This is a genomic window from Streptococcus sp. HMSC034B03, from assembly GCF_001838575.1.
In the GTDB taxonomy this organism is placed as follows: Bacteria; Bacillota; Bacilli; order Lactobacillales; family Streptococcaceae; genus Streptococcus; species Streptococcus anginosus.
The window spans coordinates 245,273-259,634 of record NZ_KV837637.1; the positions used below are offsets into that span (position 1 = coordinate 245,273).

Annotated in this window: 13 protein-coding genes and 1 CRISPR repeat array; of the genes, 2 read left to right on the forward strand and 11 right to left on the reverse strand. The window is 38.2% G+C overall.

What is annotated here, in order from left to right; all coding sequences use genetic code 11:
• Window positions 1–319: direct repeats of the CRISPR family, unit length 30 nt; unit sequence TCCCCTCTCGAGGTAACATGGGTTATTAAC.
• 105 nt (window positions 320–424) lie between these two features.
• From cas2 to HMPREF2634_RS09130, 4 genes are all read right to left on the reverse strand, one after another.
• Window positions 425–754, reverse strand: coding sequence for a CRISPR-associated endonuclease Cas2 (gene cas2, locus HMPREF2634_RS09115; RefSeq protein ID WP_021001303.1), 330 nt, complete (start codon window positions 752–754; stop codon window positions 425–427).
• Window positions 755–756: 2 nt separating this feature from the next.
• Window positions 757–1,761: a CRISPR-associated endonuclease Cas1 gene (gene cas1 / locus HMPREF2634_RS09120; protein WP_021001302.1), complete on the reverse strand. Its 1,005-nt coding sequence runs from the start codon at window positions 1,759–1,761 to the stop codon at window positions 757–759.
• Window positions 1,762–2,015: 254 nt separating this feature from the next.
• On the reverse strand, window positions 2,016–2,858 hold the full coding sequence (locus tag HMPREF2634_RS09125) for an undecaprenyl-diphosphate phosphatase (RefSeq protein WP_021001301.1): 843 nt from the start codon (window positions 2,856–2,858) through the stop codon (window positions 2,016–2,018).
• A 66-nt stretch (window positions 2,859–2,924) separates the two neighbouring features.
• On the reverse strand, window positions 2,925–4,814 hold the full coding sequence (locus HMPREF2634_RS09130) for a DUF2207 domain-containing protein (RefSeq protein WP_021001300.1): 1,890 nt from the start codon (window positions 4,812–4,814) through the stop codon (window positions 2,925–2,927).
• A 126-nt stretch (window positions 4,815–4,940) separates the two neighbouring features.
• Here HMPREF2634_RS09130 and HMPREF2634_RS09135 point away from each other — a divergent pair, with 126 nt between their 5' ends.
• Both HMPREF2634_RS09135 and HMPREF2634_RS09140 read left to right on the forward strand, forming a co-directional pair.
• Window positions 4,941–6,506, forward strand: coding sequence for an ABC transporter substrate-binding protein/permease (locus tag HMPREF2634_RS09135; protein ID WP_003025897.1), 1,566 nt, complete (start codon window positions 4,941–4,943; stop codon window positions 6,504–6,506).
• On the forward strand, window positions 6,503–7,243 hold the full coding sequence (locus HMPREF2634_RS09140) for an amino acid ABC transporter ATP-binding protein (RefSeq protein WP_003043510.1): 741 nt from the start codon (window positions 6,503–6,505) through the stop codon (window positions 7,241–7,243). The genes HMPREF2634_RS09135 and HMPREF2634_RS09140 overlap by 4 nt, the downstream gene beginning before the upstream one ends.
• A 515-nt stretch (window positions 7,244–7,758) precedes the next feature.
• On the opposite strand, the gene HMPREF2634_RS09145 is transcribed toward HMPREF2634_RS09140, so the two are convergent.
• The 7 genes from HMPREF2634_RS09145 to HMPREF2634_RS09175 all read right to left on the reverse strand — a co-directional run bounded on the left by HMPREF2634_RS09145 (window position 7,759) and on the right by HMPREF2634_RS09175 (window position 14,360).
• Window positions 7,759–7,974 (reverse strand): capsule biosynthesis transcriptional regulator, encoded by a 216-nt coding sequence (locus HMPREF2634_RS09145; protein WP_003025899.1) that lies wholly within the window; start codon window positions 7,972–7,974, stop codon window positions 7,759–7,761.
• 109 nt (window positions 7,975–8,083) lie between these two features.
• Complete coding sequence (locus HMPREF2634_RS09150) at window positions 8,084–8,971, reverse strand: SPFH domain-containing protein (RefSeq protein ID WP_003025900.1); 888 nt, start codon at window positions 8,969–8,971, stop codon at window positions 8,084–8,086.
• A 118-nt stretch (window positions 8,972–9,089) separates the two neighbouring features.
• The gene (locus tag HMPREF2634_RS09155; RefSeq protein WP_003025901.1) at window positions 9,090–9,689 is read right to left on the reverse strand and encodes a response regulator transcription factor; all 600 of its coding nucleotides are present in this window, start codon (window positions 9,687–9,689) and stop codon (window positions 9,090–9,092) included.
• Window positions 9,686–10,783 (reverse strand): sensor histidine kinase, encoded by a 1,098-nt coding sequence (locus HMPREF2634_RS09160; protein ID WP_021001298.1) that lies wholly within the window; start codon window positions 10,781–10,783, stop codon window positions 9,686–9,688. The genes HMPREF2634_RS09155 and HMPREF2634_RS09160 overlap by 4 nt, the downstream gene beginning before the upstream one ends.
• A 4-nt stretch (window positions 10,784–10,787) precedes the next feature.
• A complete protein-coding gene (locus HMPREF2634_RS09165; RefSeq protein WP_021001297.1) occupies window positions 10,788–11,519 on the reverse strand; it encodes an ABC transporter permease in 732 nt (243 codons plus the stop codon).
• Window positions 11,520–11,532: 13 nt separating this feature from the next.
• Entirely contained in the window at window positions 11,533–12,408 is an 876-nt protein-coding gene (locus HMPREF2634_RS09170) for an ABC transporter ATP-binding protein (protein ID WP_021001296.1), read from the reverse strand.
• Between the two features lie 284 nt (window positions 12,409–12,692).
• Window positions 12,693–14,360, reverse strand: a complete 1,668-nt coding sequence (locus HMPREF2634_RS09175) for a DAK2 domain-containing protein (RefSeq protein WP_021001295.1) — start codon at window positions 14,358–14,360, stop codon at window positions 12,693–12,695.
• Window positions 14,361–14,362 lie beyond the last annotated feature (2 nt).

The window sequence follows — 14,362 nt, forward strand, 5'->3', positions numbered from 1 at the left end:
TCCCCTCTCGAGGTAACATGGGTTATTAACTTGACTTATAGGAGGAACTTATGGTAGTAGCATTTTTGTTTCCGTCCCCTCTCGAGGTAACATGGGTTATTAACTTTAAAGGTTGGATTCAGCCAGGTGGGAAAGTTGAGTTTCCGTCCCCTCTCGAGGTAACATGGGTTATTAACTGTTAAGAGGCAAGGATAACATGCTCCCTGCCTCGTTTCCGTCCCCTCTCGAGGTAACATGGGTTATTAACCGTAACTCAATGATTATTATTGATAAAATAAACGTGTTTCCGTCCCCTCTCGAGGTAACATGGGTTATTAACCCTATATCTTGTATCAAGCTTCAGAGAATGACCCCTAAATCTTGTTTTATTCAAGATTTGGAAACATATCTATATTTTACCACATTTTTCATTAAATTAAAAGTTTCAGAAAAACAAAATATCTTCCAGAATTTCTGCTCCTTCATAAGAGTTGAAGATGACTGTCTCTTTCTTATCACCAACATAAACAATTATATTGTCTCCCTCCTCCTGACAATAAAATTTTTCTAAATCTTGAAGAAGGTGATGATAGTTTGTTTTTTCAACATCAATCTCAAAACAAGAACGTTGGACTCGCATGCCATATCCTTCCAGCAATTTAGAAAGTTTGAGACGTCGCTTATTACTAATAATATCATAAATAACAAGGCAAAATACCGTTTTTTTCTGCGCAAAGTTTTTCGCCTCTTCGTCTAAGTTGTAAAAAAATCCCATTATTATTCTCCCGTATACCCGCTTAAAAATTCCTTATGATTCTCCGTTTCAAAACAACGAATCAAAGATTTTATCTGTTGATCAGCCATATACAAAAATGAATATCGCTTCTTATCAAATTCAATATATTGATGAATCTCCAAAACTCTTGAACGCATTGCTTTTGAAAAAATCTCAATCCCTTCTGCTGTTAAAACAACTTCTTCCTCATCTCCCTCTTCAAAATGTTCTGCCCTAATTTCTTCATTTCTAATCAAGCTCATTATTGTATCGTCCACAATAACAGGTCGCCACTCTTCCATAAGATCGCTAGCTAGAACCGAATGATGTTGATGAGGTCGATGAATAACACCAAAACCAAGACTCAAACCATTTTTGCGAATCATTCCAATAAAGCAAGAATGAAGAATAGAATAACCGAAATTTAAAAGTGCATTAAACCTATCCTTGGACGGGCGCTTAGACCTCTCATAAAATCGGAAGTCATCAGTCAGTAAGAAGTTTAACAGATAAAAATATGATTTAGCAATTCTGCCTTCAAACCCCATTAGTTCTGGAATGTTTTTTGCAGTAGAAATTCCTAAGATAGCCTCTTGAAATTGTTCAAAATCTTTGCTATCTAAAATATTCTCATCATCAAATGCTTTCAATAAATTTAATTGATTTCTGATTTTAGAAGAAGCAATCCTTTTAGCTATCTCTAAACAGAATTCTTGATTAAAACTCGAAAGTGCTTGCTTTTCTTGTTTCTCATAATCCGCTTCTCGTCCTGAATCTAGTACTGAAAGAAATTTTCCATATCCTGAAAAGTAGAAAACATTTATCCTATTTTTAGCTGAGGCAGCTAATAATTGCGTTGTTAATTGAGCTTTACCAAAAACTAATATATTTTCAATTAAGCTTAAAGAAATTTCTTTTACTATACTTTTTTCGTTATCCTTTATAACCACTCTATCATTGTTTAACGATAGATGATAATCTGACTTTTGAATATACAAATCTCCCATTTTCTCCTCCGTTTATCCTTATATCATTTTAACATATCAAATATAATGCTCAATAAAAACTCTCACTTCTGGCGAGAGCAGTTTATTATCTCAGAAATTTTAAAAATCTCTCTCCCATTTCGTTCATAATTAACCTCAAATATTTTAAATTGACTGACCTGTCATCTCATTGACATTAAATTACAATCCTTGGAACAAAATGAACTGAAGTCACTAACTAAAAACTCAACAATCTCTGCTGAGTTTTTGTATGCTTAGAAAATGGCTTTAAAAATGCCGTAAATAATAAGCAGGACACCAAGTCCAATACGGTATTTCCCAAAGATTGTGAAGTCGTGCTTTTTCACATAGTCTGTCAAGAAGCGAATGACATAGAGACTAACCCCAAATGCAACGCCCATTGCCACAAGCAACAAGAAGAACTGACCAAATCCAAGTATATTTCCTTTGATGATAAACTTCAAAATCTTCCAAGCACTTGCCCCAAACATAACAGGAATCCCTAAGAAGAAGGTGAACTCTGTCACCACGGAACGACTAGTACCATTTAAAAGCCCTCCGACAATCGTTGCTCCAGAGCGACTGGTACCAGGAAAGAGTGACAATACTTGAAATAACCCAATGTAGAGAGCAGTTTTATAAGGCAATCGATCTAAGCTGGTAATTGTCGGTTCTACGTTTTTATTACGTTTTTCCAGTAAAATAAAAGCAACACCATAGATAATCAACATACAAGCAACAGAAATGAAGTTATAAAAATGTGCATCAAACCAATCATCCAAAGGTAAGCCAATAATGGCAGCTGGCGCAGCTGCAATCACCACTTTCGCCCATAATTGCCATGTTTTCTGCACTTCACGCGCTGTCTTTCCAGATTTAAACGGATTTAATTTATCAAAATAAATCACGACAACTGCTAAAATCGCTCCTAATTGGATAACGACATTGAACATTTCCATAAAGGCAGCATTCTGATTTTTATACTTGATAAACTCCTGTATCAAAATCAAGTGACCTGTGCTAGAAATAGGCAACCACTCTGTAATTCCTTCCACAATCCCAAAGATGATGGATTTTAAAATTTCAATGATAAACATGTTCTTCTCCTAAGGTTGATTTGTTTCATTATAGCATAATTTCAAGTGAGAGAATAGAGGCACTTTTTAAAAAGCACCGCCTCCACCTCCACCGCCTCCACCAGTGAAGCCGCCTCCGCTACTACCACCTGATGAAACAGTGAAGCTACTAGCTGAATTGGCTTCTGAGCCATAACTAACAAAAGCGTGGGAGCTAGTATGGAAGGTATACGACATATCCTGATAAACAAAAGCATTCATAGACGGATTGTCAATTGTGATTTTACGTAGCTTCATAGCCTTAGTCACCTTATCAGCACAATTAAACATAGTAGCATAAACCAATAATCGGTTCCATAAAATGACCCCGTCAACTTCTGTGTCCTTTAAATGAGCAATATCACGTAGCATATTGGCAAAACTCTTCCAGTAATAATAGTTTTCTGCCCCTTCTTCATTTAAAACTCCATCACGTTTCACCATTTTGCATTTTCTCCAGAGGTAATACAAAAATCCGCCGGCAATGAGAAAACTAACTATGAATTGGAAGAAAATCAGTCTGTACCACAAGAATATCCAGGCCAAAATACCAAGAGAAACAACCATAATAAGTGCCATCAAGGAGATTGAAAGATATAAATACAAGATTTCCTTTTTAGCAACTGGGCGGTAATTATTTGGCAATTGCTCCCGCTCAATAATCTCATGCACATTTTCTGTAATATTCTTCAAATAACATTTTAAGAGATTTTTTACCCTGTTGCCCGCTTTACGGACAGCTTCCTCACCTCTGTTATACACTTTCTTATCAATTTTAAAGTCTGAAAATAGCTCTTTTACAAGAAGCTGCTGGTTGTTGCCCATAGCCATTTTTAAAAATTCTTTTTCAAAACCCGATAAACCTTTATCCGTCACTCTTTGCAGCCTTGGTTGCTTCGTATCGTCTGTAAAAACAAGATTGCCTCGATCAATCAAATCTAATAAAGTAGCTTGGACAAGATTTTCAAATTTCAGAGATGTAGCTTGTCGCTCAGTCGGATCCAATTCTGTCAAATCTACCGAATAAACATTGGAAGCAATGACCATTGGTGGCAAATCTTGCGGTATTTCATACAAACGAGCACGCTTAGGAAACGTTACACGGGATTTTGTTCTAAGATGAAAAATAATGTAAAAAACCAAACTAATTAGACCAACCAATACCAAAGCAAGTGGTAAGTCCCAGTCTACTAATCTCTGGTATTTTTTTGTACTGGTGGCAACTTCCTTTTCAACTTGACGAAACTCTTGCAACCGATTGCGTTTTGTAACAGCTAAACTATTTTCAGGAACAGTTACTAGCGATCGATCCCAATATGCATGAAATTCTAAATTTCTATTTTTAGCAATACTAGCGACACGGATCAGATAGCTATCTCCCTCTCGTGTCACTTGAGCTGGCTTCATAAAATAACCCGTGTGAGCATACAATTCGGTCTGCTGAGAACTTTTTGGAACTGAAATCCGAAACTCCACATTGTTTAACTTCTTATCCCAGTTACTAATCGGAATCCAGTGCAACTCCACGATGTCATTGTGGACAAACAGCATATTTTTCAGTTTCCACGTAACCGCAATAGTCACACGATCCCCTTTATTACCAGCATTATAAATTTTATATTTATAACCACCCGCAATGTATTCCTGAACAGCAGTAATATCCGTTTTTGGTTGTCCATTTCTTAAAGCTAGAATCGTCGGCTTTCCTTCCACATCAAAGCCCAGAGGAACTTTACCAGACGTCCCCAAAGTAATGATTTGTCCTCTGTAGCCGCTTGAGAAATGGTAAGTGACTGTTTCAACAAATGTCGCTGTATTATCAGAATGAATCTGTAAATTGCCTTTATAGGATTCAATATCATAACTCACCGCCAAGACTCGTTGACTGAAGAACAAACACGAGAAAAAAATTATGATACTCCAAAAAAACTTTTTCATCTAGCAATCTCCTTATACTAATTGCCTTTATTATACCATTTTTTCAAGTAAGGGTTTCCCCAATATTGAAAAGCATGTCATTTTTCGGTACAATGAAAGGAAGCTATTTTTAGATGAGGAGAAAATATGAAGAAATTATTCTTATCTCTATTTGCACTTCTGCTGCTTAGTTTCGGATTTGCAAATAGAGCTCAAGCCGATGAATACTTGCGAATCGGAATGGAAGCGGCTTATGCACCGTTCAACTGGACGCAAGATGACGATAAAAATGGTGCCGTCAAAATCGAAGGCACCAACCAATATGCCAATGGTTATGACGTCCAAATCGCCAAACAAGTCGCAAAAGCATTGGGCAAAAAACCGTTAGTGGTCAAAACTTCTTGGAATGGATTGATCCCTGCATTGACATCAGGTAAATTAGATATGATTGTCGCTGGAATGAGTCCAACTGCTGAGCGGAAAAAGGAAATCGCATTTTCCAATAGTTATTATACCAGTGAGCCTGTGGTATTGGTCAACAAAGACGGGGCTTATGCTAATGCAAAAACGTTGAAGGACTTCAAAGGAGCAAAAATCACCTCTCAACAAGGTGTCTACCTCTACAATTTGATTTCCCAACTGACAGGCGCTAAGCAAGAAACTGCAATGGGCGACTTCGCTCAAATGCGCCAAGCACTTGAGTCAGGAGTGATAGACGGCTACATTTCTGAACGTCCCGAAGCCCTCACAGCAGAATCCGCTAATTCAAAATTTAAAATGATTCAGTTCAAAAAAGGTTTTGAAGTTAATGAAGAGGATGCTACGATTGCAATCGGAATGCGCAAAAACGACAATCGCCTAGAACAAGTCAATGCTGCTATCGCTAAAATCAGTGCCAAAGACCAAGTCGCTTTAATGGACAAGATGATTCAAAACCAACCTGTTGAAACTGACACCAGCAAAGATAAAACTACTTTCTTTGGACAAGTGACAAAGATTCTGAAAGACAACTGGCCCCAATTTCTGCGCGGAGCTGGCTTAACCCTTCTCATTTCCATTACTGGTACAATTGCAGGGCTCATCATTGGTCTCTTAATCGGTGTTTACCGCACCGCTCCTACAGCCAAAAATAAAGCTCTCGCTCTTTTACAAACTTTATTCGGTTGGTTCCTGAATGTCTACATCGAAATTTTCCGTGGAACACCTATGATTGTTCAATCTATGGTTATTTACTACGGAACAGCACAGGCATTTGGAGTTTCCATTGATCGTACAATCGCAGCCATCTTTATCGTTTCCATTAACACGGGTGCTTATATGAGTGAAATTGTCCGCGGAGGAATCTTTGCTGTTGATAAGGGGCAATTTGAAGCCGCAACTGCTCTGGGAATGACACATAACCAAACCATGCGCAAAGTTGTCCTTCCTCAAGTCGTGCGCAATATTCTACCTGCTACAGGGAATGAATTTGTCATCAATATCAAAGATACTTCCGTACTGAATGTTATCTCCGTTGTTGAACTTTATTTCTCAGGAAATACGATTGCCACCCAAACTTACCAATATTTCCAAACCTTTACGATTATTGCCGTTATCTACTTTGTCCTAACATTTACGGTAACACGCATTCTCCGCTATGTAGAACGGCGTTTTGACACAGATGATTACACAACGGGCGCTAATCAAATGCAAACGAAAGGAGTAAAGGCATGAGTGATACCATTTTAGAAATCAAGCATCTTAAAAAATCCTACGGACAAAATGAAGTCTTAAAAGATATTTCCCTTACCGTCCACTCCGGAGAAGTCATCTCTATCATCGGAAGCTCTGGTAGTGGAAAATCGACTTTCTTACGCTCTATCAATCTCCTTGAAGAGCCAAGTGGCGGAGAAATCCTTTACCGTGGTGAAAATGTACTAGAAGAAAACTATAACCTCACTCATTACCGTGAAAAACTCGGTATGGTGTTCCAAAGCTTTAACCTTTTTGAAAACCTTAATGTTCTTGAAAATACCATTGTCGCACAAACAACTGTTCTCAAGCGAGAACGAGCAGAGGCCGAAAAAATCGCCAAAGAAAATCTTGAAAAAGTTGGCATGGGACAACCTTACTGGCAAGCCAAACCAAAACAACTCTCTGGCGGACAAAAGCAACGGGTTGCTATTGCACGTGCTTTATCCATGAATCCAGATGCCATTTTATTTGACGAGCCAACCTCAGCGCTTGACCCTGAAATGGTCGGTGAAGTACTTAAAATTATGAAAGACCTTGCTCAAGAAGGCTTAACCATGATTGTTGTCACGCACGAAATGGAGTTTGCGCGTGATGTCTCCAATCGTGTCATTTTCATGGACAAAGGCATCATTGCTGAAGAAGGCAAACCTGAAGACATTTTCACTCACCCTAAGAAAGAACGCACAAAAGAATTTTTACAACGTTACTTACGATAATCCACAACCGACGGGAGTGGGACAAAAATCGGTAATTTCGGAGAAATTTGATTTTGTCGTCCCACCCCCGCACAGTTGAGTAGGGCTGTAAAGGTTTATTTATCAACCGAATAGAACCCACTCAACCACTGCGACTTGCAAGAAACTCATACGAATCTGACGAGGTTAAGGACTTTTGTCCCAGTCTCGTCTTTATTGTCTCTCCAAAATCTTTAAGAAGTCAATTTAAAAACTAATTTTTATTCAAACAAAACAGAATGTTTGAATACACATTCATTAGAACATTTTCTTGTTAAAAATAAAACTCTAATTTTTAAGAATATTTTTTAAAATAGATTGTATTGTAGAAAGCGGTTTATCATTTTTCTGTAAAAATATTCATTCTAAAGAATTAGATAGGAAGCGAATAAATAAACTTTCTGCTTTATAATTATTTGTTATTTCCGTATAAAATTATACTATTTTACAATTGCAAACAAAAAAAGCAGGCTGATAGCCTGCTAAAAATACAACGATTAGTTTTCAAACTTTTCGTGGTTTTTATCGTAAAAATCAATCAATCCAAGAGCGGTTTCAAATGAAATATTTTTCACTTTAGCACGACCTTGAGCAAGGGCAATGATAGACATTTCACGAGCGTTCGTTTCTTTACTGATGCGATAACCCGTGATTTTTTTATCACGAACCCAGCTAACAACTGATTCTACTTTTTCAAAGTTAGATTTAGCCATTTCCTTCTCCTATTTTATTATTTCTAACTAAATATTGTAAAGGTTTTTGTTTGTTTTGTCAACGGAAAAGGATACCTATTTTGATGAATGAAACAATTCAGAATATTCTTTATTTAGCTTTGAGTGCAGATAATATTTGTGTTCGAATACTTTCCACTCCGTCAGGATTTGCTGGTAAGAAAATTGTATTATTTCCCTTATTGTCTGCAAAATTATTCAACGTGTCAAGGTATTGGTTGGTTAAAAGAATGGACATGATTTGTTCTTCCTTCAATTCAACATTCGCACCTTTTAATTCCTTAATTGAGTCTGCCAATCCATCTACAATTGCTTTCCGTTGTTCGGCGATACCAACCCCATGAAGGCGATCTTTTTCAGCTTCTGCTTCTGCGGCTGTCACAATTTTAATCTTGTCAGCTTCAGCTAATTCTTGCGCAGCAACACGTTTCCGTTGGGCAGCGTTGATTTCATTCATTGATTGCTTGACTTCTGCATCTGGCTCAACTTTAGTAATCAAGGTTTTTACGATGATATAACCGTAAGTAGACATTTCTTCTGCCACTTGCTTTTGGACTTCAAGCGCAATTTCATCTTTCTTTTCAAACAATTCATCCAAGGTCAATTTAGGAACAGATGAACGCAATGCGTCTTCAATATAAGACTTGATTTGAGCTTCTGGGCGAATCAATTTATAGTAAGCATCCGTTACATTATTTTCATTGACACGGTATTGTGTAGCGACATTCATCATGACAAATACATTGTCTTGTGTCTTGGTTTCAACCACAATCTCGCTCTGCAACAGGCGCAATTGCACACGCGCTGCGATATGGTCAATACCAAACGGCAAACGCAAATGAATTCCGCTATTACTGAGTTTTTGATATTTCCCAAAACGTTCTATAATCGCTACGGACTGTTGACGAACAACATACAACGAGCTAAAAAGAATGAGAAACAGCACGACAATAATAATTGGCACTACTAAAAATAACATGATGTGAAACTCCTATCTTCTTTTTCCAAGATTATAGCACACTTATAAGAGTTTATCAAACAGAAACGATAATTAAAACACTCTATAAGTTTGCTTAAGATTTTTTGGAATCTTTTTATTAAATCCAGCCATTTTCTTGCGCAATTCGAACTGCTTCCAATCGATTTTCCGCCGTTAATTTCGTTAAAATACTTGACATGTAATTGCGGATAGTGCCATTTGATAGATAAAGCTTTTGCGCAATTTCTTTACTAGACAGACCTCTTGCTGCTGCTTGCAAAACCAAAATTTCCTGATTGGACAAGGGATTTTTACTCGTCATCATAGCTTCCATTAGTTCAGGAGAATATTCTTTTTGCCCTTTTAATACTGTATGAATTGTTTTCATGAGGTCAGCAATACTGCGTTCCTTTAAAACATAGGCATCTACATCTGCTTTGACCGCTCGCTCAAAGTAACCAGGACGTTTAAATGTGGTGACAATAACGACTTTGACGGTTGACTGCTGTACCTTGACCCATTCCAACACATCCAGCCCTGTTTGCTTAGGCATTTCCACATCTAAAATAGCAACATCAATATTTTGGGATTGGAGAAGATCCAGTGCTTCCTGACCATTAGAAGCCTGATGAACCATTTCGACATCTGGCTGCATTTCTAGTAATTGGCACAAAGCATCCCGTAACATACTTTGATCTTCGGCTACTAATAATTTCATCTGTATCCCTCCATTGGCAAGTGTACTCGAATCTTAGTTGGCTGTTTATAATTTAAAATCTCTACTTGTCCAGACAAAGCTTTTACACGCTCCTGAACCGAATGTAATTCTTTTCCTGTTACAGTTTTGAAACCTTTCCCATTATCCTCAACATCAGCAATTAAGCGTTTGTCTTCGGAATATAAACGAATTTTACAATGACTTGCTTGAGCATGTTTGATGATATTCGTCGTCAATTCTAGTAAAACCATACTTAAGCTTGATTGCATAGTTGGTGCAATACTAGCTATATTGAGTTGATTCAGTACTTGTACTTGAATCCCACTCATTTCTAACATCACTTGAATCGTCACCAATTCATCATCTAACGTTCGTGTTTTGAGATTATCAATAATTCGTCGTACATCCGCCATAGATTGCTTGCTAATTTCATGCACTTCTTGCAATTCTTTGCCAGCTTTCTCATAAGCTTTCATTTGAAGAAACTGTTGCGCCAATTCTGTCTTGATACTGAGCATAGCAAAGGTATGCCCTAGACTATCATGTAGGTCTCGTCCAATACGATTGCGCTCATTTTCAGCTAGGAACAGATTCAGCTGGGCATTTTGTTTGACCTTTTCTTCCTTGATCCGCTCTGTCATTTGAATCCGATGGAGACCAAAGGTCAAGCCATCCGAAAAGAGAAAGGTTACAACAAAGAAGAGTAGCTCTGCTGGACCAACATTACCCACCAAGTAATTAGTCATCACAATAATGGGCTGCAAGGCGATAAAGGTTAAAAAACGCCAGGATTTAAAAGAAATATCATCTAGTTCGTAAATAAGCAGATTAGATAGATAAAAAATGTACCAAGTAAACCCTCCATTTAACCAGACAGAACCATAATATATGTAAGCTACCAAGAACCACCAAGAAAGAAACTGGATAAGGCGATGGTTACTTAACAAGACCGCATAGTAAGCCGCAACAAAAATAGCTGTCCAGAGCAAGAGGAAAAGCGGGTATTCCCCGCTAATCACTCCCGCCACTGGAAAGATGATAAAGACCAGCGCAATATGAAACATATAGTGGACTTGTTTAAATTTTTCCCACATGGTTTTATTTTACCTCAATTCGATTTTTGAGTTGCAACACAAGAATGCTAACCAAAACCGTATAAATCAGAACAATCAAAGCGGCCTTACCATTGAATTGATGGTGTTCTAGATAAGAAGACACGACCTGCATCAGTTGATAACTTGGCGTCAGCTTACCGATGGATTGGAGCCATTTTGGGAACATGGTCAGAGGGAACCATAGCCCGCCCAGAACAGCCAGTGCCATATAGACGATATTGCCTACTACAGACATGAGCTGAGCACTTGGCAAGAGGCTAACCAATACACCCATGGCAATAAAGACCATACTTCCCACCAGAAGTATCAAGGCAATAACGAGCCAGTCCACCATTGGCAGATCAACACCGCGTACAAAATGCCCGACTGAAAAGACCACGATAATGGAAAGCATGAAAGTCAACAGCGTACTACAGAGTTTGGATATATAATATTCTACCATAGAAACAGGTGAGTGCTGAATCATTTTTTGCCAATTATTGGTTTTATCAGATTGCAAGGAGCTGGGAATACTAAAGAAAGCACTAGACATGATACTGAAAACCGTCATTGAAAAGAGATATAGTCGAAGTACACTGATTGGTGTGTCGTTTGACATCACGCCTGAAAAAATCAGATAAAAGACACTAGGCAAACCAATAGACAAGAGGTAATAAGCGGCCTGCCGCTTCATTAAAATCAATTCAACCTTCATTAAACTGGTCATATTTTTCATGATACATCTCCTTTTACTCTTGCGTTGTCTCAAAAATACTATCTAATAGTGTCCGGTTGCGTACTTCTACTTCCTCAATCGTACAGCCATTATCTACCAAGACTTGCCACACTTGACCAGCCTTTCTAGTTGCAAAGGACAGAGCATTTTGCTTGATTTCAATTTCGGTCACTTCAGGTAACCCTTCCAAAATAGTTTGGTAAGAAAGCGGAATAGTAAAGTGTTTTTCTTGTTCTTCGCTGCGCATGGCATAAGGCGTCGTATCACGAATCAATTCGCCCTTATGCAAAACCAAAATACGATCTGCTGTATGCTCCACTTCCTCAATATAGTGAGAAGAATAAATAATAGTCACACCCTTTTTCTTCAATTCATCCACAATTTCCCAAAAATGCTGGCGAGTTGACGTATCCATAGCAGAAGTTGGTTCATCTAAAAAGAGTATCTTCGGACGACCAATAAGAGCTAAAATAAAGGAAAATAAGCGTTTTTGACCACCTGATAATTTAGAAGCCAACTGTTCTTTTTGCTTATCCGTAAATTTTAAAAGAGCATCAATTTCCTGATTGGTTAGACTGTTTGGGTAAATATTTTGAAAAAAGTTCAATAGTTCTTTCACTTTCAGATCTTCCACTACTGTATTTTCTTGTGGCAAAATAGCAACCATCTGCTGTAATTGCTCATCTGTTGGCTTTAATCCTCGAACACTAGCCTGTCCACTCGTAAGAAATTTATCCCCTAGCAAACAATCCATGAGAGTCGTTTTCCCAGCTCCATTCGGACCAATCAACGCCACACATTCTCCAGCGTTAATCGTAAAAGAAATATCCTTCAAAATATCTTTTCCATGAATCTTTTTAGATAAATGGTTCACCTCAATCAGCTTCATCTTTTTCTCCTCATTATTTTCTTTGGTGGAAATGCAACACATACAGAAGTCCTAGCAATTGGCTCAGGAAATTTCTGGTCAACGATTAGATTACCACAAAGTTACTTGCAGCAAGAAGAATAAAACAGGTTGTAGACTTGGTTTCTAACTCTATATTTCCTCTTGTTACTTTCATTATAGCTCAACTCTTTTATCGCCACTAGATGATTTTGTCATCGCTCAACATGACAAATGTCATAAAAAAGACGACTCTCTCAAGTCGTCCTTTTCATCAGTTATTCTATTTATTCAACACTAAAGAGATATGGATAAACTGGCTGTCCGCCATTGTGAATTTCTACTTCTACATCTTCAAATTTTTCAGTAATGTCTTGCGCTAATTCATTGGCCAAGTCTTCACTTCCATCTTCACCAATGTAAATCGTCACAATTTCACTATCTGCATCTAACATGTTACTGAACGTTTCATTCAATGTCGTCAGCATATCTGGATTGGAAACAACAATTTTTCCGTCTACCATACCTAAATTATCATTTTCATGAATTTCAAGACCGTCAATCGTTGTATCACGGACAGCTGTCGTCACACTACCACTGACAACATCTGCAAGTGCAGCAGTCATACGATCATGATTTTCTTCAATAGATTTGCTTGGGTCAAAAGCTAACAAGCTAGTCAAACCTTGCGGAATTGTTCTTGTTTCAATCACTGCAGCAGATTGTTCAATCACTTCAGCCGCTGATTGCGCCGCCATGAAGATATTCTTGTTGTTTGGCAGGATAATGATATGACGAGCATTCACATGTTCAACTGCCTTGATGAAATCTTCTGTTGAAGGATTCATCGTTTGCCCGCCAGAGATGATGTAGTCCACACCTTGCGCTTTAAAGATGTCTGACAATCCTTCTCCTGCAACGACAGCAATGATTGCATATTCTTTTTCTTCTGTTGGCTGGCTATTTTCACGCTCTTCTTTTTCAACCTGCGCTTCGTGTTGATTGCGCATATTATCTACTTTGACCTTGACAAGACTTCCGTATTTCAAGCCTTCTTGCATGACCAAACCTGGGTCTTCCGTGTGAACATGAACTTTTACGATTTCATCATCATTTACGACAAGAAGTGAGTCGCCCAGTTCATTCAAGTAGTTGCGAAATTCATCATAGTCAAATTCTTTAACATACGTTGGACCTTTTTTCAAGGCTACCATGATTTCCGTACAATAACCATATTTGATGTCTTCTGTTGCCACATGACTAGCTACTGACTTATGGTGCTCTGCATTGATCATTTCTGTCATAGTTGCAGGCGTTGCTTGAAATTCTTCAGACGCAATATATTCGCCTGTCAATGCTGACAAAAAGCCTTCATAAATGAAAACAAGACCTTGACCACCAGAGTCCACAACACCAACTTCTTTTAAGACCGGAAGCATGTCAGGTGTTTTAGCAAGAGCCACCTTAGCACTATCAAGAGCTGCTTTCATGACTTCAACAGCATCATTAGTCTCTTCTGCTTTTTTCTTGGCACCAATTGCAGCTCCGCGAGAAACAGTCAAAATCGTTCCTTCAACCGGTTTCATCACAGCTTTGTAGGCTACTTCTACTCCAGATTGAAAAGCAAGGGCTAAATCTTGTCCTGTTAATTCTTCCTTCTCTTTTACACTTTGAGAGAAGCCGCGGAAAAGCTGAGACGTGATAACACCCGAATTCCCACGCGCACCCATTAAGAGACCTTTTGCAAAAATTCCAGCCACTTCACCAACAGTAGAAGCAGATTTGTCCGCAACTTCCTTTGCACCATTTTCAATGGTCATTCCCATATTGGTACCTGTGTCACCGTCTGGCACAGGAAAAACATTTAAAGAATTGACATATTCAGCCTGTTTATTCAAACGAGTAGATGCAGACTGCACCATTTCTTGAAATAAACTAGTAGTAATATTTGACACGA